Annotated in this window: 17 protein-coding genes and 1 pseudogene; 9 read left to right on the forward strand and 9 right to left on the reverse strand. The window is 66.6% G+C overall.

Annotated elements, in window-relative coordinates:
- Positions 1–17 precede the first annotated feature (17 nt).
- Both B6S44_RS25450 and B6S44_RS25455 read left to right on the forward strand, forming a co-directional pair.
- Positions 18–714 (forward strand): annotated as a pseudogene (locus tag B6S44_RS25450) (endonuclease/exonuclease/phosphatase family protein).
- 157 nt (positions 715–871) lie between these two features.
- A complete protein-coding gene (locus B6S44_RS25455; RefSeq protein ID WP_129159672.1) occupies positions 872–1,402 on the forward strand; it encodes a dihydrofolate reductase family protein in 531 nt (176 codons plus the stop codon).
- Between the two features lie 450 nt (positions 1,403–1,852).
- On the opposite strand, the gene pncB is transcribed toward B6S44_RS25455, so the two are convergent.
- From pncB to B6S44_RS25475, 4 genes are all read right to left on the reverse strand, one after another.
- Positions 1,853–3,157 carry a nicotinate phosphoribosyltransferase gene (gene pncB, locus B6S44_RS25460; protein WP_129159673.1) on the reverse strand — a complete coding sequence of 435 codons (1,305 nt, stop codon included), beginning with the start codon at positions 3,155–3,157 and terminating at the stop codon, positions 1,853–1,855.
- 200 nt (positions 3,158–3,357) lie between these two features.
- Positions 3,358–4,797 (reverse strand): pyruvate kinase, encoded by a 1,440-nt coding sequence (gene pyk / locus B6S44_RS25465; protein ID WP_129159674.1) that lies wholly within the window; start codon positions 4,795–4,797, stop codon positions 3,358–3,360.
- Positions 4,798–4,888: 91 nt separating this feature from the next.
- Positions 4,889–5,326: a DUF1036 domain-containing protein gene (locus B6S44_RS25470; protein ID WP_129159675.1), complete on the reverse strand. Its 438-nt coding sequence runs from the start codon at positions 5,324–5,326 to the stop codon at positions 4,889–4,891.
- Positions 5,323–6,630, reverse strand: a complete 1,308-nt coding sequence (locus B6S44_RS25475) for a glycerate kinase type-2 family protein (RefSeq protein WP_248309758.1) — start codon at positions 6,628–6,630, stop codon at positions 5,323–5,325. Before B6S44_RS25475 ends, B6S44_RS25470 begins: the two co-directional genes overlap by 4 nt.
- A gap of 111 nt (positions 6,631–6,741) precedes the next feature.
- Between B6S44_RS25475 and B6S44_RS25480 the strand changes: the two genes are divergently transcribed.
- Both B6S44_RS25480 and B6S44_RS25485 read left to right on the forward strand, forming a co-directional pair.
- Positions 6,742–7,527, forward strand: coding sequence for an N-formylglutamate amidohydrolase (locus B6S44_RS25480; protein WP_129159999.1), 786 nt, complete (start codon positions 6,742–6,744; stop codon positions 7,525–7,527).
- A gap of 79 nt (positions 7,528–7,606) precedes the next feature.
- Positions 7,607–7,849, forward strand: coding sequence for a DUF2312 domain-containing protein (locus B6S44_RS25485; protein WP_057191700.1), 243 nt, complete (start codon positions 7,607–7,609; stop codon positions 7,847–7,849).
- Between the two features lie 126 nt (positions 7,850–7,975).
- Here B6S44_RS25485 and B6S44_RS25490 read toward each other — a convergent pair whose 3' ends face one another.
- Both B6S44_RS25490 and B6S44_RS29510 read right to left on the reverse strand, forming a co-directional pair.
- Complete coding sequence (locus tag B6S44_RS25490; protein ID WP_129159676.1) at positions 7,976–8,563, reverse strand: nitroreductase family protein; 588 nt, start codon at positions 8,561–8,563, stop codon at positions 7,976–7,978.
- 24 nt (positions 8,564–8,587) lie between these two features.
- Positions 8,588–8,749, reverse strand: coding sequence for a hypothetical protein (locus B6S44_RS29510; protein ID WP_164985961.1), 162 nt, complete (start codon positions 8,747–8,749; stop codon positions 8,588–8,590).
- On the opposite strand from B6S44_RS29510, the gene B6S44_RS25495 reads away from it, so the two are divergent.
- Together B6S44_RS25495 and B6S44_RS25500 are read left to right on the forward strand one after the other, a co-directional pair.
- A complete protein-coding gene (locus B6S44_RS25495) occupies positions 8,748–9,728 on the forward strand; it encodes a LysR family transcriptional regulator (protein WP_129159677.1) in 981 nt (326 codons plus the stop codon). The genes B6S44_RS29510 and B6S44_RS25495 overlap by 2 nt on opposite strands.
- A gap of 78 nt (positions 9,729–9,806) precedes the next feature.
- Positions 9,807–10,415 (forward strand): glutathione S-transferase family protein, encoded by a 609-nt coding sequence (locus B6S44_RS25500; protein ID WP_129159678.1) that lies wholly within the window; start codon positions 9,807–9,809, stop codon positions 10,413–10,415.
- 170 nt (positions 10,416–10,585) lie between these two features.
- Here the strand turns inward: B6S44_RS25500 and B6S44_RS25505 are convergent, their stop codons facing one another.
- From B6S44_RS25505 to B6S44_RS25515, 3 genes are all read right to left on the reverse strand, one after another.
- A complete protein-coding gene (locus B6S44_RS25505) occupies positions 10,586–12,391 on the reverse strand; it encodes a peptidoglycan L,D-endopeptidase MepK (RefSeq protein ID WP_129159679.1) in 1,806 nt (601 codons plus the stop codon).
- Positions 12,392–12,579: 188 nt separating this feature from the next.
- Positions 12,580–14,460 (reverse strand): L,D-transpeptidase family protein, encoded by a 1,881-nt coding sequence (locus B6S44_RS25510; RefSeq protein ID WP_129159680.1) that lies wholly within the window; start codon positions 14,458–14,460, stop codon positions 12,580–12,582.
- A 150-nt stretch (positions 14,461–14,610) separates the two neighbouring features.
- Entirely contained in the window at positions 14,611–16,101 is a 1,491-nt protein-coding gene (locus B6S44_RS25515; RefSeq protein ID WP_129159681.1) for a sigma-54-dependent transcriptional regulator, read from the reverse strand.
- Between the two features lie 203 nt (positions 16,102–16,304).
- Here B6S44_RS25515 and B6S44_RS25520 point away from each other — a divergent pair, with 203 nt between their 5' ends.
- From B6S44_RS25520 to B6S44_RS25530, 3 genes are read left to right on the forward strand one after another with little or no spacing between them, the layout of a single operon-like run.
- Entirely contained in the window at positions 16,305–18,146 is a 1,842-nt protein-coding gene (locus B6S44_RS25520; protein WP_129159682.1) for a M3 family oligoendopeptidase, read from the forward strand.
- 13 nt (positions 18,147–18,159) lie between these two features.
- Positions 18,160–19,047 (forward strand): methyltransferase domain-containing protein, encoded by an 888-nt coding sequence (locus tag B6S44_RS25525; protein WP_129159683.1) that lies wholly within the window; start codon positions 18,160–18,162, stop codon positions 19,045–19,047.
- Positions 19,044–19,481, forward strand: coding sequence for an acyl-CoA thioesterase (locus B6S44_RS25530; RefSeq protein WP_129159684.1), 438 nt, complete (start codon positions 19,044–19,046; stop codon positions 19,479–19,481). Before B6S44_RS25525 ends, B6S44_RS25530 begins: the two co-directional genes overlap by 4 nt.
- Position 19,482: the final 1 nt, after the last annotated feature.

Raw genomic sequence — 19,482 nt, forward strand, 5'->3', positions numbered from 1 at the left:
TGCCGGGGAGGATTGCATTGCGCATCATGTGCCTGAATGGCTGGGGCGGAACGCTGCACGAAGAGGCGCAGGCTTATCTCTCGCGAGAAGCACCCGACGTCCTCTGCCTTCAGGAGGTCGTGCATACGCCTGCGACAGCGAAGGAGTGGCTGACCTACCGCGATGGCGACCATGCGCTGCCGCAGCGCGCCAACTTCTTCCGCGACGTATCCGCGGCCCTGCCGGAGCACGTCGCGATCTTCTGCCCGGCGGCGCAGGGCGTCCTCTGGGATGGCGACGATACCGTTTCATCGCAATGGGGGCTCGCGACTTTCGTGCATCGCAGCTTTCCCGTCATCGCGCAGGCGCAGGGCTTCGTGCACAAGGGCTTTTCGCCGGACGGCTATGGCGACCATCCGCGCTCGCGCAATGCCCATGTCGTCCGGCTGCATGACTTCGATCGCGGCTGGCCGATCACGATCGCGCATATGCACGGGCTGAGGGACCCCAGGGCAAGGTCGACACGCGCGAGCGTCTCGATCAGGCGCATCGCCTCGTCGCCTTGATCCAGCGCGTGGCGCAGCCGGGAGACCGGCTCATCGTCTGCGGCCACTACAAAAGCCGGGCCGCCATGCCGACTACATGCTGGTGAATGGAACTGTCGATGTCCTCGCCTTCGAGGTCGTCGAACAGCCCGAGGTTTCCGATCACCGGCCGCTGCTGCTCGAAATCTAGAAGCGCATTTTGCGCACCGCGCGAGTTTGCTGGCGAAGGGGCCGGCTGGAGATCCGCAGAAGCAGCGCGGCGGCAAGGTAGCTACCATGTCCGAGTTCGCTTCTGCGCGGCCACGGCTCAGGCTATCCTGAAAGAGTTGCGTGGAGGGCTTTGCGGCGTGGCCAAGCTCGTATTCGGAATGAACCTGTCCCTGGACGGCTATGTCGATCACGAGGCGTTTGCGCCCGATGTCGTGCTCTTTCGCCACTGGATCGACCATGTGCAGGGCCTGGCGGGCAGCGTCTACGGCCGCCGTATGTATGAGATCATGCGCTATTGGGACGAAGACCATCCCGAATGGACTGAGGATCTCCGCGACTTTGCGGTGGCATGGCGGCGCCTGCCGAAATGGGTCGTGTCGCGCTCGCTGGCGTCGGTCGGCTCCAACGCAACGCTCGTCGCGGATGACATGGAGACGGCGATCCGCAGGCTGAAGGATGAGCTGGCGGGCGAGATTTCGGTGTCCGGGCCGAAGCTGGCGCAAAGCGTGACCGAGCTTGGTCTCATCGACGAGTATCGGCTCTACTTCCACCCGCATGTGCTGGGCCACGGCACGCCGTTCTTTGCAGGCCCCCGGCCACCGTTCCGCCTCGTCGCCAGCGATCGCATTGGCGAGAGCGTGATCAGGTTGACGTATGTTCCTGGCTAGTCATGGCTCTCCCGCTGAACGGCACTAAAACGGGACGTCTGCTGTAGGTTGAAAGCTGACGTCGGTTGCAACCGGTAACTGTCGTGCTAGGTTTCCGCATCTAATCGCAATGCATGGCGTAGCTTTGGATCTTTCAACGGCGCAGGAGCAAGGATGGAGTTTTTATTCCTGTTTGCCCTGACGATTTTCGGCTTCTCATTTCTCATTTGGGCACCCGCACTGCTCTTAGGGCACAAAGGTCGGCAGCGTTATACATTTGCGCTAATAATTGCGCTGTCTATTCCATTTGCAAGCTTCGCGTATGCTATGGATGGGTATAGCGGGATTGGCATTGTTGCTCTGGTCACAAGCCTATTTCTGATAGCAAACCTTCCCAACCCGGGACCATGAGATGCAACCTCGCGCCGTCTGCAGTGGGCCGGAAGCAGACGCGCAAAGCCCTGCCGCTAGCTAAACCCGCACCACCTTCGCCTTGCGATCCGCCCCGCCAAACACCCTGAGATACCGAGCGATCTCGGCCGGGTCGCCGGTCGCCTTGTTGGGGTTGTCGGAGAGCTTCACCGCCGGGCGGCCATTGGCACTGACGACCTTGCAGACCAGTGAGATAGGGTCGAGATCGGGGGTGCCGACCGGCGAGCAGCCGACGAAGTCGTTGGTCAGGTTGGTGCCCCAGCCGAAGCCGGTGCGGACGCGGCCATGGAAATGGCGGTAGGCCTCCTCGATCGAGTCGATGTCCATGCCGTCGGAGAAGATCAGGAGCTTGGTCCTGGGATCGCGCTCCTGGGATTTCCACCAGGCGATGATCTGCTCGCCTGCCTCGATCGGCGGGGCGCTGTCGGGGCGGAAACCCGTCCAGTCGGCGAGCCAGGACGGCGCGTCTTCGAGGAAGGCGGTGGTGCCGAAGGCGTCCGGCAGCACGATCAGGAGGTTGCCGCCGTAGACCTGGCGCCATTCGTCGAGCACGCGATAAGGCGCGCGCTTCAGCTCCTCGTCGTCATTGGCGAGGGCGGCCAGCACCATCGGCAGTTCATGGGCGTTGGTGCCGATCGCCTCGAGATCGTGCTCCATCGCGAGCAGGACGTTGGAGGTACCGGTGAAAGTCGGCCCCAGCCCTTCCTTCAGCGCCTCGACGCACCAGCGCTGCCAGAGATGACCATGGCGCCGGCGCGTGCCGAAATCGGAGATGCGCAGGTCCGGCAGCTTCTTCAGCCGCTCGACCTTGTCCCAGAGCTTCGACTTGGCGCGGGCATAGAGCACGTCGAGCGCGAAGCGATCCCAGGCCTTCAGCGCCTGGCGCGAGCGCAACTCGTTGACGATGGCGAGCGCCGGGATCTCCCACATCATCGAGTGGGTCCAGGGGCCGGCGAAGGTCAGTTCGTACTGGCCGTCGACCTTGCGCAATTCGTATTCGGGCAGGCGGAACTCGGCGAGCCAGGCGATGAAGTCCGGCGTGAACATCTGGGTCTTGCCGTAGAAGCTGTTGCCGGCGAGCCAGATCAGCTCCTTCTTGGTGAAGCGCAGTTCGCGGGCATGGTCGAGCTGGGCGCGCAGCTCGGCCTCCTCGATGACGTCGGCGAGGCGGATCTGTTTCGAGCGGTTGATCAGGCCGAAGGTGACCTGGACCTCCGGATGGAAGCTCCTGATCATCTGCAGCATCAAGAGCTTGTAGAAATCGGTGTCGAGCAGGCTGCGGATGATCGGGTCGAGCCGCCAGCTGTGATTATAGGTCCTTGTGGCGATGTCGGTGAGGGCCATGGGCGTCGCTGGACTCGCGAGGGCAGACACTCAACCAGTAGAGCAGGGGAGTGCGGAGGGGAATGGCGGGCTTTCGTCATGCTCGGGCTTGACCCGAGCATCTCAGGCCGGAGGAGGCTCCTATCAGCGCCTTCTCGTCCTGAGATTCCCGGGCCTGCGCTTCGCTTCGCCCGAGAATGACGTCTCCGGCACGCGCATGCTCACGCCTGCTCGACATGCTCCTTCGCGACGAAGGCGATGCGGACCATGTTGGTCGCGCCCGGCGTGCCGAAGGGGACGCCGGCGACCACGATGAGCCGGTCGCCCTCGGCGGCAAAACCCTCGCGCACAGCGAACTTGCAGGCGCGGAAGGCCATGTCGTCGACGTCGCTGGCGTCCTTGGTCACCACCGAATGTACGCCCCAGACCAGAGTGAGGCGGCGCGCCGTGGCGGCGTTCGGCGTCAGCGCGACCACGGTCGAGTTCGGCCGCTCGCGGGCGATGCGGAAGGCGGTCGAGCCCGAGGAGGTCCAGGCGGCGATCGCCTTGAGATGGAGCGCGTCGGCGATCTCGTGCGCGGCCTTGGCAATGGCGTCGGCGCCGGTCGCCTCCGGCTCGGCCTTCTGCGATTCGAGGATCGACCGGTAGATGGATTCGCTCTCCACCTCCTCGGCGATGCGGTTCATCATCGTCACCGCCTCGATCGGGTACTGGCCGGCGGCGCTCTCGGCCGAGAGCATCACGGCATCGGCGCCCTCGAAGACGGCGGTCGCGACGTCGGAGACCTCGGCGCGGGTCGGGACCGGCGCGGTGATCATGCTCTCCAGCATCTGCGTCGCGACGACGACGGGCTTGCCCATCTTCCGCGCCATGCGGGTGATGCGTTTTTGCGTGCCTGGCACCTTCTCGATCGGCATCTCGACGCCGAGATCGCCGCGCGCCACCATGATCGCGTCGGAGGCCTCGATGATCTCCTCCAGCCGGGCAACGGCTTGCGGCTTCTCGATCTTGGCGAGCGCGAGCGCCCGGCCCCGCACGATCTTCCGGAGGTCCGCCATATCCTCCGGCCGCTGCACGAAGGAGGCAGCGATCCAGTCGACGCCGGCCTCGGCCGCGGCTTCCGCGTCGGAACTGTCCTTCTCGGTCATGGCCGAGACAGGGATCGTGGTGTCGGGCAGGCTGACGCCCTTGCGCGAGGAGAGCCGGCCGCCGACGATGACCTTGGTCACCGCCTGCTTCGGCGAGGCCTTCTCGACGACGAGCCGAATCTTGCCGTCGTCGAGGATGAGATGATGGCCGGGCTCCAGCGCCGTGAGGATCTCGGGATGCGGCAGGTGCACGCGCTTGATAGTCCCCGGCGCCGGATCGGAATCGAGGACGAAGCGGGCGTCCTTCTCCAGCATCACGCCGCCATCGCCGCCGAACTGGCCGACGCGCAGCTTCGGCCCCTGCAGATCGGCGAGGATGCCGACCGGCCGGCGGAACTCCTTCTCCAGTCCACGCAGCATCGCGACTCTGGCGGGCAGGTCCTCGCGTTGGGTGTGGCTCATATTGATGCGGAAGACGTCGACGCCGGCCTTGAACAGGGCGGCGCACATTTCCGGGGTGGACGAGGCCGGCCCCAGCGTCGCGATGATCTTGATCCGCCGTTCCCGCTTCATCGCGCTATTTCCCTTGTAAGATCATTTCGTGCCCGCCCAACGCAGGCCTCGCCGATTCAAACGATTAGAGCAAGCTGGTTCCGCACTGCCGTCATGGACGCGGCGCGGCCCCCGCCGTGTCGGTGAGCTGGATCGTCCAGCCCTTCTGCTCGCCGGTGTCGACCTCGAAGAAGCCGGAGCGCTCGTAGCCGCGCGCCAGGCAGTCTTCGATGCCGCGAATGGTGAATTCCTTGTTGCGCGTGCACATGACGGATTTTCCGGTCCACTCGCCGCCTTTGTCGTAGTCGACGGCGTGAACGTAGTAGAAGCGCGCCGCGAGCGTGCCGCGCAGCAGGGTCTCGCAGGCGCGTGGCGCCAGATTCCACCAGCCTTCTGTGACCCAGCCCTGCGCATCGCGATAGCCGAGGGCGACGCCGATACGGCTGCCGGTGGTGTTGCACATGCGCAGGTCAGCCAGCGCGGGACTGGCGCCGGCTATGAGTAGCCCCGCTGCAAGCAGAATCAGATGGAGGCGTCCACTTCGGCTCATGGATCGATCAGAATCACGCGGCAATCGTTGACATTGGTCAGGGTCGGGCCGGTCCGCAACAGATCGCCAAGGGCTAAGAAGAAGCCGGTCGAGTCGTTCTCGGCCAGTGATTGGGCGGGATCGAGGCCAAGGCTGATAGCACGCACCAGTGTGGTCTCGTCGATGACCGCACCAGCCGGGTCGGTTGCCTCGCCACCGCCGCCATCAGTGCCGTCGGTGTCGCCGGAGAGTGCGACAATGCCGGGCTCGCCCGCGAGCGCGATCGCCAGCGCCAGCGCGAATTCCTGGTTCGGCCCGCCGCGGCCGTTGCCCTTGATGGTCACGGTGAGCTCGCCACCGGAGATCAGCGCGGCGCGGCGGCCGGCGGCCTTGAGCGCGAGCGCCTGCTTCGCCTGGGCGGCCGCGACCTCTCGCGCCTCGCCTTCGAGATCGGGACCGAGATCGATCGGCTCGTAGCCGGCCTCGGCGGCTGCCTTCACCGCCGCGGCGATGGCGTCGGCCGGGCGGGCGACGATGCGGTATTCGCTGTTGGCAAAAGCGGGATTGCCGGGCTTTGGCGTTTCGCTTGCGTCGTCCGCGAGCAGCGCCTGCGCGGCCGGCGGCAGCGCGAGCCCGTAACGGGCGACGATGGCGCGGGCATCGGCCATGGTGCTGGGATCGGGCACGGTCGGCCCCGACGCGATCGCCGCCGGGTCGTCATGCGGCACGTCGGAGACGGCCAGCGTCAGCAGCCGCGCTGGCGCGGCGGCGAGCGCGAGCCGCCCGCCCTTGATGCGCGAGAGGCGCTTGCGGACGATGTTCATCTCGCCGATCGGCGCGCCGGAGCGCAGCAGCGCCTTGTTGACCGCCTGCTTCTCGGCGAGCGCGAGCGAGCCCGCCGGCGCGACCCAGTTGGCCGAGCCGCCGCCGGAGAGCAAAACGAGCACAAGATCGTCGGCGGTGGCTGAGGCAGCGAGCTCAAGCGCCCGCGTCGCGCTGGCAATACTGCCTTCGTCGGGCACGGGGTGGCCGGCGGCGAGCATCGGGATGTGGCGGGTCTGCGCCTCATAGCCATGGCGCGCCACGGCATGGCCGAGGAAGCGCTCGGGCGGCAACTTCAGCATATCGAGATAATGCGCCTCGGCCAGCAGCGTCATGCTGCCGGCCGCCTTGCCGGCTGCGAGCAGGATGAGGCGGCCATTCGGTGGGGGCGGGGGCAGATGTGCGGCGAGCCAGCTCCGCGGATGGGCGCGTGCAACAGCCGCGTCGAAGATCCGCTGCGCGATCTGGCGCCGCTCCGCGATTGCGTCGTCCCGCTGCTCCAAGCCGCTTCCTCGTGCGAATCTGCTGTTGGCAATCGACTTTCGTCTCAGCCCCTTCTATGTCGCGCAAGGCTGGGCGTCACCCGCGATTTGATGATGTAGTTCGAGGTCATGATGCGTGCGGACGAGAGCTTGCAGAGCAGTGCTCCGGTTCGGCAACCCGGTGATGTCGAAATCATCTCCGGCAACCCGGCGACAGGCATCCTGCTGCTCTGTGATCACGCGACGAACGCGATCCCTCCCCAGCTGAACTCGCTCGGCCTGCCGCCGCAGCAGCTCGAGCGCCACATCGCCTATGATATCGGCGCCGCCGAGATGACGCGGGCGATGGCGCAGGCGCTCGGTGCGCCGGCCGTGCTCAGCAATTTCTCGCGCCTGCTGATCGATCCCAATCGCGGCCGCGACGATCCGACCCTGGTGATGCGGATTTCGGACGGCGCGATCGTGCCGGGCAATGCCCGCATCGACGAAGCTGGCATCGCCGAGCGGACTACGCGCTACTACGCGCCCTATGACGCGGCGATCGATACTGCGATCGAGACGGCGATCGCAGCCGGCCATCCACCCGCGATCGTCTCGCTGCACTCCTTCACCCCATTCTGGAAAGGTGTGGCGCGGCCCTGGCACGCCGGCGTGCTCTGGGATCACGAGGGCCGGCTGGCAAAGGCCCTGATCGCCGCGCTGCAGGTGGAGGGTGACCTGATCGTCGGCGACAACGAGCCCTATAATGGCGGCCTGCCCGGCGACACGATCGACCGCCATGCGACGCGCCGCGGCCTGCTCGACGCGCTGATCGAGATCAGGCAGGACCTGATCGGGGAGCCGCATGCAGCGCGTGCCTGGGGTCTCCGGCTGGCGCGTCTGCTGCCGGGAGCGCTCGCTGCGGCACGAGAGATGTGAACTCAGGCTCGTTCTTGCTTGACCTCGCCGCTCATCCTTGCGAACCCCTGCGGCCGAATTCCGAAGAAGGGTTTTGAGAATGGACGATCCGGTTGCAGGCGACCAGCTCAAGAGCATCGTGCAGCGCATCGAGCGGCTTGAGGAAGAGAAGAAGACGATCTCCGACGACATCAAGGAGGTCTATTCCGAGGCCAAGGCCAATGGCTACGACGTCAAGGTGCTGCGCAAGGTCGTCGCGCTGCGCAAGCGCGACCTCGACGAGCGCAAGGAAGAGGAGGCGATCCTCGACCTCTATCTCCAGGCGGTTGGCGAGAGCGCCTGAGCTTCAGCCATCGAACGCCAAAACGCCGCCCGGGACATTCCGGGCGGCGTTTTGCTTTTCAGGGATGTGGTTCAGGCGACGAGCTTGAGCTTGGCCTGGGCGGTGCCGCCTGATCCCGAGCTTCGGTCAACGGTGGGTGCGGAACCGCAGCTCATCATCGATGAAGGTCTTCTCCTGGAACGCCGCCTCATTGGAGCCGAAAGGCATCTGCGCAGTGAGCTTCCAGGACGCAGGAATGTTCCAGGTCTTGGCGACTTCCGCGTCGACGAGCGGATGGTAGTGCTGAAGGCTCGCGCCGATACCGACATCGGCAAGCGTGGTCCACACCGCCAACTGCGCCATGCCGGTCGAATGCTCGGACCAGATCGGGAAGTTGTGCGCGTAGAGCGGGAAGTTGGCCTGGAGAGCCTTGACCGGCTCCTGGTCTTCGAAGAACAGCACGGTCCCGGCGCCGTTTGCGAAGCCGTCGATCTTCTTGGCTGTCCCTTCGAAATCGGCAGCCGGCACGATCGCGCGAAGCGCCTCCTTGGCAATGTTCCAGAACTTGTCGCTCTCTTTGCCGAACAGAATGACGGCGCGCGAGCTTTGCGAGTTGAAGCTGGAGGGCGACAGGCGGATCGCCTCCCGGATCAGGCCATCCACCTGCGTTTCGGTAATCGGCAGATTCTTTCCAAGCGCGTATTGCGTACGGCGCCTTTTGAGCTTTTCGAGCATGGCTTCCTCATCTGTGAACGCGTGTCACGCCGGCAGGCCGATGAAACGGGTGGTTTTTCTCGGAGCGCCTCGTAAGGCGCCGTCCCTGCGGAACCGGGATTTGATGAGGGAGAGGTAGCGGTTCACTTGCCGCACCGGAATGCCCATATTGGGCACCAGTCTGTTGCTCATCCAGGAACGCTTCATGTCCGAGATCGACGATATCAGAAGCTTCATCGCCGTCGCCGATGCCGGTGGCTTCGGCCGGGCCGCGCATAGCCTCGGCCTGGCGAAATCGATCGTCAGCCGCCGCATCGCTCGGCTGGAGGCCGATCTCGGCACAAGGCTGCTCAGCCGCACGACGCGCGGCGTCGCCGCCACCGAGGCAGGTCTGGAATTCAAGGCGCGCGGCGAACGCATCCTCTCGGAGCTCGCCGAGGCGCGCGAGGCGATGACGCAGCAATCCGAGGGCGTTGCCGGGCGGCTGCGCCTGTCGATGCCGCTCTCGTTTGGCTACCGCCATCTCGCGCCGGTGCTGGCGGAACTCGCACAGCGGCACCCGCGACTGGAGCTCGACGTCGAGGCCAGCGACCGCCAGGTCGACCTGATCGGCGAGCGGTTTGACGCCGCGATCCGCATCGGCTCGCTCAAGGATTCCAGCCTGGTCGCACGCCGCATCGCGCCGGTGAAAGGAGCGGTGCTCGGCAGCCCGGATTACTTCGCCCGCCATGGCCGGCCGGAGACACCGCTCGACCTCGCCCGCCATGAATGCCTGGTCTATTCGGGCAACAGCGTCGTCGACTGGGGGTTTCGCATGAACCGGCGCTGGGTTTCCGTGCGCCCCTCCAGCCGCTTGCGTTCCGACAATGGCGACACGTTGCTGAGCTGGGCCGAGGCCGGGCTCGGCATCACCGTCCTGCCGACCTTCATCGCCAGCGATGCGATCCGCGCCGGAACGGTCGAGCACATTCTCTGGCGCTATCCGATGCGCGAGAGCGCGCTACACGTCGTGCGCCCGCCGGGACCTTACGTGCCCGGCAAGGTGCGTGTCCTGATCGATCTGATGCTGGAGCGCTTCGGTGACACGCCCTCCTGGGATCCCTGCCAGGCGGCCGTTCAGGCGAAGATCGCGGCCGGTGAATTGGCACCCGAGGACTATCCTGCCGACGAGCATCAAATGGCGTGAAGTCTTGCTTCACGCGAATTCGTGAGGCAAGCGGCGCGCAAGCCGTCAGTGTTGCTCCCACGACAACGGGAGATCATCATGCTGCTGGTTGGAATGCTCGACAGCCCCTATGTGCGGCGCGCCGCCATCACCGGAACCTTGCTTGGCGTTGAATTCGAGCACCGTTCCGTCTCGGTGTTCCGGCACATGCCGGAATTCCGCAAGATCAATCCGCTGATCAAGGCCCCGACGCTGGTCGCCGACGACGGCACGGTAATTACCGACTCAGCTCTGATCATCCAGCATTTCGAGGATGTCGCGGGCCGTTCGCTGCGGCCGCTCGAGCCGACAGCACGGGTCAGAGACCTCAGCCTGACCGGCATCGGCATCGTCGCCGCCGACAAGGCCGTCTCGGTCGAGTACGAACGCAAGCGGCCGGAAGAGAAGCGCTACGAGAACTGGCAAGAGCGCATCCTGGCGCAGCTCCACACCGCGCTCGACCTGCTCGACCAGGCTGCAGGGCGCGGCGAGATCCGCGCCGGGCCAGAACTCAAGCCGGGTGACATCGCCGCGGCGATCGCCTGGGGCTTCTGCCGCTTCGTCATCCCGGATTTCGCCCCGGAGGGGCGCTGGCCGGCGCTGGCGCGTCAGGCGGTGGCTTGCGAGGAGCTTGACGTGTTCAAGGCCTGGCCGATCGACAAGGAGTAGGCTGGGCGACGAACCACGCGGTCATTCCGGGGCGGCCCGTAGGGCCGAGCCCGGAACCCAGAACCGATGCGCGCGCTCGCAAAGGCTCACAGGCTGGCTCGCCTTCCGACCAGGGTCCATCGGTTCTGGGTTCCGGGCTCAAGCGCTGCGCGCTTGCCCCGGAATGACGGTCAGTTCTGGACGAAAGTGGTCGGCAGCGGCTTTACCGCGGGGCCCGTGAAGCCACTCGTGCCGACATCGCTCGGCTCGCTGGCGGAGAAGCCGAGAGCGGCGGCCGGGCTCGCGCCGACGACCCAGCCCTTGGCCTGGGCTTCCGAGCCGGCCTTCGCCTTGGCGGTCGCGACAGTTGTCCGGCGTGCGGGCGCGTCCGGTGCTGACGCGGCGGCGAAGAGCGAGTCGAGGCCGGCGCGATCGGCGTTGTATTCGGCGGCGATCGGCGTGGTGCGCGGCCGCGCGGCGATCTGAGTCGTGCCGGCAGGCTCCGGCGCGGCACCCGGCGGGCGCGGCCGCATCGGCGGCAGCGGATGATTGACCGCGACCAGCTTGGCGCCGTCGGGAACGGCGACGGCGTCCTCGGTTTCGTCGTTGAGCCGCAGGCCCTCGGTCGACAGGCTCGCCAGCGCGACCGGGCGTGACGGCGGCAACGGCGCCGAGACGGGCCGGCCGGTCAGGATAGTTTCGAGCGCCGGGGCTGCCGGCAGGTCGGTCGGCCGCCGCGGCGGCAGCGAGGCGAGGATGAGCTTCTGCTCGGCCGCGGGCAGCGGCAGGGCCGAAGCTTCCGCTGCCAGGGCGGCGAGTTGAGGCGAGCCGGCCGGCGGGTTCGGCGCGGGCGGTGTCAGATCGTTCGGACGTGCGACGGGCAGGGCGGTCGCGATCGGGCTCGGCTTCGGCGGCTCGGGCGGCGCGGCTTGGGCGGGAGCGAGCGCTGCGACCTGCGTCTCCTCCGGCGGCTGCGTCGTGGTCGTGGTCGCGCGGTTCGAGCGCTCGCGGAGAACGGCGCGCCCAGCTGGCTCGGGCTGGGCCGGCTGCCCACCAAAGATGGAGAAGCGGCCGCCATCGCCGCTATTGCTGTCCCCAGCATAGGCCATGACGGTCGGCTGCGGCGTCGGAGCGCGACGCGCTGCGGCGCGGCCGCGGGCCGGGCGTGCGTCGGCCTCCTCGTCGTCGCCGCCGAACAGCGCGGCCCAGAAGCCCTTGCCGCCACCGCTGGAGGCCATGATCGCGCCTTCATCATAATCCCCGGCGCCATAGCCCATCACCGAGCCACCACCGGAGAGGATTTCGGCTTTCGCGGTCTCGTAGCCGCCGAGCGGCTTGCCGTCGGCCGGCAAATGCACGGTCCTCTCATCGGGGAAGAGACGCACGAGCTGGTCTCGGGTCATGCGCGGCCAGGAGCGGACGGAGCCGGCGTCGAGATGGACGAAGGGTGTATGGGCACCGGGATAGAAGCCGACGCCGCCACGCTGCATCCGCATCGCCGTCTCGCGCATGCGAGCCGTCGGGGTGTCGGGCAGGTAGAAATCCATCGCCTTGCCGAGCATGTGCTGGCTGTGCTTGGCGACGCCGCGCGAGCGCCGGCGCAGCATCGAGTTGGTGCCGGGCGAGCGATAGGCGGAGACGACATGGAAGGGCTGGTCTGAGCCGACCTTGCGATGGACCTCCCAGGCGATGTCGAACAGGCGCGGATCCATCCGGATCGGCTCGTCTGTGCGCCAGTCGCGCAGCGCCCAGTTGAGCTTTTCCAGCCCCGAGGAATCGTAGCGCCCGTCACGCTTGAAAGTGACGGTCGTCTCCTCCTTGGTGTGCATGTGCTTAATGGTGATGGTGCGGGTGTCGCCGTTGGCGACGGCGTTCTGCGTGCTGCGGGCCCCGAGGACGAGGAGGCTCGTGCTGGCGATCAGGAGCAAGCCGACGCGTGTGCTGTGCCGCAAAGAATGCGGGAGCCGTGCTGCGATCTCGGCTTTCGACCTGCTCACTCTGTCAGACTCGTCTCGAAGCGCCGGGGAAAGCCGGAGCGGTAAACGTGAAGGAACAGTTGCCGAGAAGGCTTAACGGGAGGTTACCAGCGAGGCAACTCCCCGCCGGATTCCGGCAAGCAAGATTGCTCGCTACCGGCAGATCGTGGCGAAACCGTGCCGAATGGGACTTTTCCCAGCCGGGTTGGTCAGGAACGTTGCTCGAGCGCGTTCCGCACCAGCCTGTGGAAACCGTAGATATCGTCGAAGGTGGAGACCGTGCCGGCCTCGTTGACGACGAACGTTTCGTAGACGAGGTGGATCGCCAAAGGCTGCGGCAGCTTGATGGTACGTTCGCCGGAGCCGATCAACCGCTTCAGCCGCTCGCTCGTCCATTCGGGCCCGAGCACCTGGTCGGCGAGGGCGAAGGGGTTCTCGACGCGCACGCAGCCATGGCTGAAGGCGCGCTTGCCGGCGCCGAACAGGCTGCGATTGGGCGTGTCGTGCAGATAGACGGCATGGTCGTTCGGGAACATGAACTTGATCCAGCCGAGCGCATTGCGCTCGCCCGGCGGCTGGCGCACCGAGATGTTGCCGTTCTTGCCGCGCGTCACGACATAGCCCCGCCTGGCACCATAGTTCGGATCGGCGGCGAGCCCGGGCAGGAATTCCTTCTTCAGGATCGAAGGCGGCACGAACCAGGACGGATTGACGACGACGTGATCCATCTTGTGCGAGAAGACCGGCGTCGCCGATTCCGGCTTGCCGACGATGACCCGCGCCTCATGCGCGATCTTGTCGCCGTGCATCACGCGCATCCGGTATTCGGGGATGTTCACGATGATGTGGTTCTCGCCGAGATCGGTCGGCAGCCAGCGCCAGCGCTCCATCTGGGCGATGATGTCGCTCTCCAGGCGCGTCGAGCGCGGCATGGCGAGGGCGGCGACGGTCTGGTCGCTGAGCACGCCGTCGGCGCGCAGGCCCGCCTGCTTCTGGAAATCGGCCAGTGCCAGTGCGATCGAGCGGTCATAGACCGGCTCTTCGCTGCTGCCGAGGCCGAGCCGGGCACGGACCAGCGGCACGCGGGCATCGCGCATGCCGACCTTGAGGGCGGGGCCGGCCGGGATGCGGGCGACAGGCGTCTCGGGCTTGTCGGCACGCAGCTCGCCGAGCTTTGCCTTCAGATGCTGATAGCCGGGATGCTGGGGATTGTAGGCGGCAAGCACGGTGCCGGCATCGGCAGCGCCGGTGAGCTCGGATAGCACCTCTGTCGCCGACGGCAGCTCGAGCTTCGGCGTGATCAGCTTCGAGAGGCGGCGCGGATCGATGCGTCCACCGCGGGCATCGCGGGCATAGAGCACGGCGAGCGCCGACAGCCGGATATCGGCCGCGGCGAGGCTGTCCTTGTCGTTCGCCTCGAAGACCGGCAGCAGGTAGTCGCCGGTGCGCAAGCCATCCTCGCCGGCATGGCCCAACCGGACGGCGATCTGCTTGCCGGCGGCGCTGAGATCCTTGCCGTCGATCCAGAACGGTCGGTTCTCGTTGGCTGCATAGGCGGCGACGATATCGGCGCGCTCACGAGTGGACAGGCGCGGCAGCGCGGCCGCGATCTCGGCCTGGGCTGCGATCCGGCCGGAGAGTTCGAGCCCGGCCGGCAGCGTGAGCGCGACTTCTGGCAAAGGCGCCAGATCGATCTGCGGTGCGGCCGGCTTGGCCAGCTGCGGTTGCACCGGCTCGATCGGCTTGGTCAGCGCCGGGTCGACCGGCGGCATCTCCGGCTCGGGCAGGTCGAGATCGATCAGGCTGCGATCGGGTTGGGTCGAGAGCGCGCCGGTGACCATCTCCTTGGTCTCGGCGGCATCGGCCGATTGAAGGTCGGTGGACGGGCGCAGATCGAGCGTGACCTCAACCGGCGCGGGAATATCGAGCCTCTGTGGCTCGGCATCGCGCTTGACGATGACCAGGGCAGGCTGTTCGGGCAGCGGGATGCCGAGCTCGCCGGTGGTCTCCTGGGCAGTCGCCGGAGCGAGCAGGAGCGCGAGGCCAAGAGTGGTGGCTGAGACAGTTTCCACCAGACGGCGAAGGCGCATCGATTAACTTCCCCGGTCCCGACCGATCCACGCCGATAACTGCGTGACTCGGCCTGCTTCGACAAGATGCCGCCCTGCAACAGCGGCCCATATTCGCCCTCTGCTACCCGTCCCCTGTGGGTCGCAGAACGCGTTTCGATTTTGACGGGCTTAAGCCGCGTCGGCGCCGTCGGCGGCGTCCTCGCCTTCGATCAGCCCGTAATCCTTGAGCTTCCGGTAGAGCGTCGAGCGGCCGATGCCGAGCTTGCGCGATATCTCGGACATGTGGCCGCGGTAATGGGCGAGAGCGAACCGGATGATCTCGCGTTCCAGCTCATCGAGCGTGCGCATATCGGAACCGGCGACGAGATCGAGCGCGTTCGGATCGCGGACCGGCACCTGGATGATGCGCGGCGGCGCTTCACCGCGTGGTTCGCTGGCGATGGAGGCCGGCGCCGGTGGGATGCGGACGTCGAACCCGTCCATCTGCGCGGCGATCTGTGGGAATTCGGCAACGGTGAGCTCGTCGCCATCGGAGAGCACGACGGCGCGGAACATCGCGTTCTCGAGCTGGCGGACATTGCCCGGCCAGTCATAGTCGGCGAGCAGGCCGAGCGCCTCGGCGCTGATGCCGCGCAGCTTGCGGCCTTCTTCCGCGGCGAAGCGGGCAAGAAAGCCGCGGGCGAGATCGGCCACGTCCTCGCGGCGCCGGCGCAAGGGCGGCAGGGTGATCGGGAAGACGTTGAGCCGGTAATAGAGGTCCTCGCGGAACTCGCCGCGCTTGACCTGCTCCAGCAGGCTCTTGTTCGTCGCCGAGATGATGCGGATGTCGACGCGCACGGACTTCTTGCCGCCGACCGGGTCGACCTCGCTCTCCTGGATGGCGCGCAACAGCTTGACCTGTGCATCGAGCGGCAATTCGCCGACCTCGTCGAGGAAGAGCGTGCCGCCATTGGCCTCGACGAATTTGCCGATATGGCGCTCGGTCGCGCCGGTGAAGGAGCCCTTCTCGTGGCCGAACAGGATGGATTCGACGAGATTGTGCGGGATCGCGCCGCAATTGACAGTGACGAAGGGCTTGCCCTTGCGGTCGCTGGTGCCCTGAATGGCGCGAGCCAGCACCTCCTTGCCGACGCCGGATTCGCCTTCGATCAGGATCGGGATGTTTGAGCGGGCGGCGCGTTCCGCCAACTGGATGACGCGGCCCATATCCTGGCTCTTGCTGGCGAGATCGCGAAAGCCGAGCTGGCCGGAGGCGCGCCGCTTCATGTAGCGAATCTCGTGCTCGAGAGCCCCGAGCTTGAGCGCGTTCTTGAGCGAGATCTGCAGGCGCTCGGCGCCGGCCGGCTTGACCACGAAATCGACGGCGCCGGCGCGCATCGCCGTGACCACGGTCTCGATCGAGCCGTTCGCGGTCTGAACGATCACGGGTACCTCGGTGCCGCGCTCGCGCAGCGCCGCGAGCACACCCATGCCGTCGAGGCCGGGCATGACGAGGTCGAGGATCAGGCAGTCGATGCGACGTGATTCGTCGACGAGAACGGCCAGGGCCTGCTCGCCGCCTTCCGCAAGCGCGACCTCGTAACCGAAGCGCTTCAGCATCGCATCGAGCAGCCGGCGCTGCACGGGATCGTCGTCGACGACGAGGATGGTGGCGGACATGAATCCTCGATAGGCCAGGCAATCAGCCGGAAGCGGCTGTTCCGTTTCGGGTCACTGTCAGGGAGAAGGGTTAAGCGCCGCTTAAGCCGGCGAAGCTCGTAGGAAATCGGGCGCCTGTGACAGCGTCGCCGTTGATCGCGGGCGGCAGCCCGCGCATATGAGGGGGCCACAATCCTTCCCGACAGGCCGAGGCTGACGACGACATGACCCGCCCCTTCGACCGTCCCGCACCTGCCCGCGCCGCCCATGCCGGAGGCGCGGCCGAGGCGCTCGGCGCCCTGCCGGAATGGGACCTGACGCATCTTTATCCGGCGATGGATTCGCCGGCCTTCGCTGCCGATGTCGAGCGTGCAGCGGTGGAGGCGCGGCGTTTCGCCGAGCTCTACCGCGGCAAGCTTGCGGCACTCGCCGCGCGTGACGATGCCAGCTCGGCGCTCACCGAAGCGGTCAAGGCCTATGAGCGGTTGGAGGACCTGGTCGGCAAGATCATGTCCTATGCCGGCCTGGTCTATTCTGGCGACACCACCGACCCGCAGCGCGCCAAATTCTATGGCGACACGCAGGACAAGGTCACCGCGATCTCGACCGAGCTCTTGTTCTTCGGGCTTGAGCTCAACCGGATCGACGAGGCGCTGCTGACCAAGGTGGCTGCGCAGGCTCCCCTCAGCCACTGGAAGCCCTGGCTGGAAGACCTCGCCAAGGACAAGCCGCACCAGCTCGAGGACCGGATTGAGGAGCTCTTCCACGAGAAGTCGGTCACCGGCCACGGCGCCTGGAACCGGCTTTTCGATGAGACCATCGCCTCGCTGCGCTTCAAGGTCGGCGACGACGATCTCACCCTCGAACTGACGCTGAACCGGCTGCAGGACGCCGACGGTGCCGTGCGCAAGCAGGCGGCGGAGGTACTGGGCACGGTCTTCCGCCAGCACCTGCGTACCTTCGGCCTGATCACCAACACGCTCGCCAAGGACAAGGAAATCTCGGACCGCTGGCGCAAGTTCGAGGACGTCGCCGATTCACGCCATCTGGCGAACCGGGTCGAGCGCGAGGTGGTCGATGCGCTGGTCGCCGCTGTGCGCGAGGCCTATCCAAGGCTGTCGCACCGCTACTACAAGCTGAAGGCGCGCTGGTTCGGCCAGGAGGTGCTGGACTATTGGGATCGCAACGCGCCGCTGCCCAAGGTCGAGCAGCGCACGATTCCGTGGACCGAGGCGCGCGACACGGTTCTCGACGCCTATGGCGCCTTCTCGCCGAAGATGGCGGGGATCGCACAGCGCTTCTTCGACGAAAGCTGGATCGATGCGCCGGCCCGACCCGGCAAGGCGCCGGGCGCCTTCGCACATCCGACGGTGCCATCCGCACATCCCTATGTGCTGCTGAACTACCAGGGCAAGCCGCGCGACGTGATGACGTTGGCGCATGAGCTCGGCCATGGCGTGCACCAGGTTCTCGCCGGGCCGAACGGGGCGCTGATGGCGCCGACGCCGCTGACGCTTGCCGAGACGGCGAGCGTGTTCGGAGAGATGCTGACCTTCCGAAAGCTGCTCGATGGAACCACGGATCAAAAGCAGCGCAAGGCGATGCTGGCGGCCAAGGTCGAGGACATGATCAACACGGTCGTGCGCCAGATCGCGTTCTACTCCTTCGAACGCAAGGTCCACGAGGCGCGCCGGCAGGGCGAGCTGACGGCCGAGAATCTCTGCGATCTCTGGCTCAGCGTGCAGTCGGAGAGCCTGGGCCCCGCGATCCGGCTCGGGCCGGGCTACGAGACCTTCTGGGCCTATATCCCGCACTTCATCCACTCGCCCTTCTATGTCTACGCCTACGCTTTCGGCGATTGCCTGGTGAACTCGCTTTACGGCGTCTACCAGAACTCGGCCTCGGGCTTTCAGGAGCGCTATTTCGCGCTGCTCTCGGCCGGCGGCACCAAGCACCATTCCGAGCTGCTGAAGCCGTTCGGTCTCGATGCGCGCGATCCGGCCTTCTGGCAGATCGGGCTCAAGATGATCGAGGGGTTGATCATCGAGCTCGAAGGAATGGAATGAAGCGAGGCGCGCGATGAGCTCCGTCGTCTTCGATCGCGCGCTCTATCGTCGCCGCCTCACGGCAGCGCTTTCTGCCGGTTATCCCGATTTCCTGCTCGCGCGCTGCGTCGCCGATCTCGACGAGCGGCTCTCCGCCGTGCTGCGCCGCTTCGAGCGGGCGGCTGATCTCGGCACGCCGTTGCCACTGGCGGCGCCGGCGCTGCGGGCGCGGGCAGGCGAACTGCTGCGCATAGCGGAAGTGCCAGACGCCAGCGCCGGCCTCGTCGGCGATCTGGAGGCACTGCCCTTCACGCCGGAATCGCTCGATCTCATCGCCTCCCTGCTGTCGCTGCATGTCGTCAACGACCTGCCCGGTACGCTGGTGCAGATCAGGCGGAGCCTGCGGCCGGACGGCCTGTTCATCGCCTGCCTGCTCGCTGGCCAGAGCCTGACCGAATTGCGCCAGTCGCTGCTCGCGGCCGAGGTCGAGGTGACTGGCGGCGCGAGCCCGCGCGTTGCCCCTTTCGCCGACCTGCGCGATCTCGGCAGCCTGCTCCAGCGCGCGGGCTTCGCATTACCGGTGATCGACAGCGAGAACGTGACCGTGCGCTATGGCGACATGTTCGGCCTGCTGCGCGATCTGCGCGCCATGGGCTGGGCCAATGCGCTGACCGAGCGCAGCCGCAAGCCGCTGCGGCGCGGCGTGCTGCTGCGGGCGGCCGAACTCTATGCCGAGCGCTTTTCCGATTCCGACGGTCGCCTGCGTGCGACCTTCGAGATCGTCTGGCTCTCGGGCTGGGCGCCGCATGAGAGCCAGCAGAAGCCGCTGCGGCCCGGCTCGGCCAAGGCGCGGCTGGCGGATGCGCTCGGCGCGATCGAGATCGGCACGGGCGACAAGGCGGGCGGCGGGGGAGAGCGATGAGCGAGAAGCCGGCCAGGCTCGGGCGGGCCGATTTCCGCCTGTTCCGCACGATCCCGACGCGCTGGGCCGACAACGACGTCTTCGGCCACGTCAACAATGTGATCTACTACAACTGGTTCGACACGGTGGTGAACGCCTGGCTGATCGAGCAGGGCTTCCTCGACGTCAAGGACAGCGAGATCGTCGGCCTCGTGGTCGGCACGCGCTGCGACTATTTTGAGAGCGTTGCCTTCCCTGAGATCGTCGAGGGAGCGCTGGCGGTCGAGAAGCTCGGCCGCTCCTCTGTGACCTATCGGATCGGCATTTTCCGGCAGGGCGGGGAGCTGACGGCGGCGCAGGGCCTCTTCACCCATGTCTATGTCGAGCGCGGTCCGCAGACGCCGGTGCCGATCCCAGCCAAACTGCGCGCGGCCATGGCGGAGATCTTCGTCTGAA

Source organism: Allobosea sp. Tri-44 (genome assembly GCF_004123845.1).
Lineage (GTDB): Bacteria > Pseudomonadota > Alphaproteobacteria > Rhizobiales > Beijerinckiaceae > Allobosea.

What these genes read in the sequence shown, in the direction of transcription:
- pncB (WP_129159673.1), bottom strand. Translation starts at nt 3,157, where the DNA reads ATGGCCCTCACCGACATCGCCACAAGGACCTATAATCACAGCTGGCGG.
- pyk (WP_129159674.1), bottom strand. Translation starts at nt 4,797, where the DNA reads ATGAAGCGGGAACGGCGGATCAAGATCATCGCGACGCTGGGGCCGGCC.
- B6S44_RS25470 (WP_129159675.1), bottom strand. Translation starts at nt 5,326, where the DNA reads ATGAGCCGAAGTGGACGCCTCCATCTGATTCTGCTTGCAGCGGGGCTA.
- B6S44_RS25480 (WP_129159999.1), top strand. Translation starts at nt 6,742, where the DNA reads ATGCGTGCGGACGAGAGCTTGCAGAGCAGTGCTCCGGTTCGGCAACCC.
- B6S44_RS25485 (WP_057191700.1), top strand. Translation starts at nt 7,607, where the DNA reads ATGGACGATCCGGTTGCAGGCGACCAGCTCAAGAGCATCGTGCAGCGC.
- B6S44_RS25490 (WP_129159676.1), bottom strand. Translation starts at nt 8,563, where the DNA reads ATGCTCGAAAAGCTCAAAAGGCGCCGTACGCAATACGCGCTTGGAAAG.
- B6S44_RS25495 (WP_129159677.1), top strand. Translation starts at nt 8,748, where the DNA reads ATGTCCGAGATCGACGATATCAGAAGCTTCATCGCCGTCGCCGATGCC.
- B6S44_RS29510 (WP_164985961.1), bottom strand. Translation starts at nt 8,749, where the DNA reads ATGAAGCGTTCCTGGATGAGCAACAGACTGGTGCCCAATATGGGCATT.
- B6S44_RS25500 (WP_129159678.1), top strand. Translation starts at nt 9,807, where the DNA reads ATGCTGCTGGTTGGAATGCTCGACAGCCCCTATGTGCGGCGCGCCGCC.
- B6S44_RS25510 (WP_129159680.1), bottom strand. Translation starts at nt 14,460, where the DNA reads ATGCGCCTTCGCCGTCTGGTGGAAACTGTCTCAGCCACCACTCTTGGC.
- B6S44_RS25515 (WP_129159681.1), bottom strand. Translation starts at nt 16,101, where the DNA reads ATGTCCGCCACCATCCTCGTCGTCGACGACGATCCCGTGCAGCGCCGG.
- B6S44_RS25520 (WP_129159682.1), top strand. Translation starts at nt 16,305, where the DNA reads ATGACCCGCCCCTTCGACCGTCCCGCACCTGCCCGCGCCGCCCATGCC.
- B6S44_RS25525 (WP_129159683.1), top strand. Translation starts at nt 18,160, where the DNA reads ATGAGCTCCGTCGTCTTCGATCGCGCGCTCTATCGTCGCCGCCTCACG.
- B6S44_RS25530 (WP_129159684.1), top strand. Translation starts at nt 19,044, where the DNA reads ATGAGCGAGAAGCCGGCCAGGCTCGGGCGGGCCGATTTCCGCCTGTTC.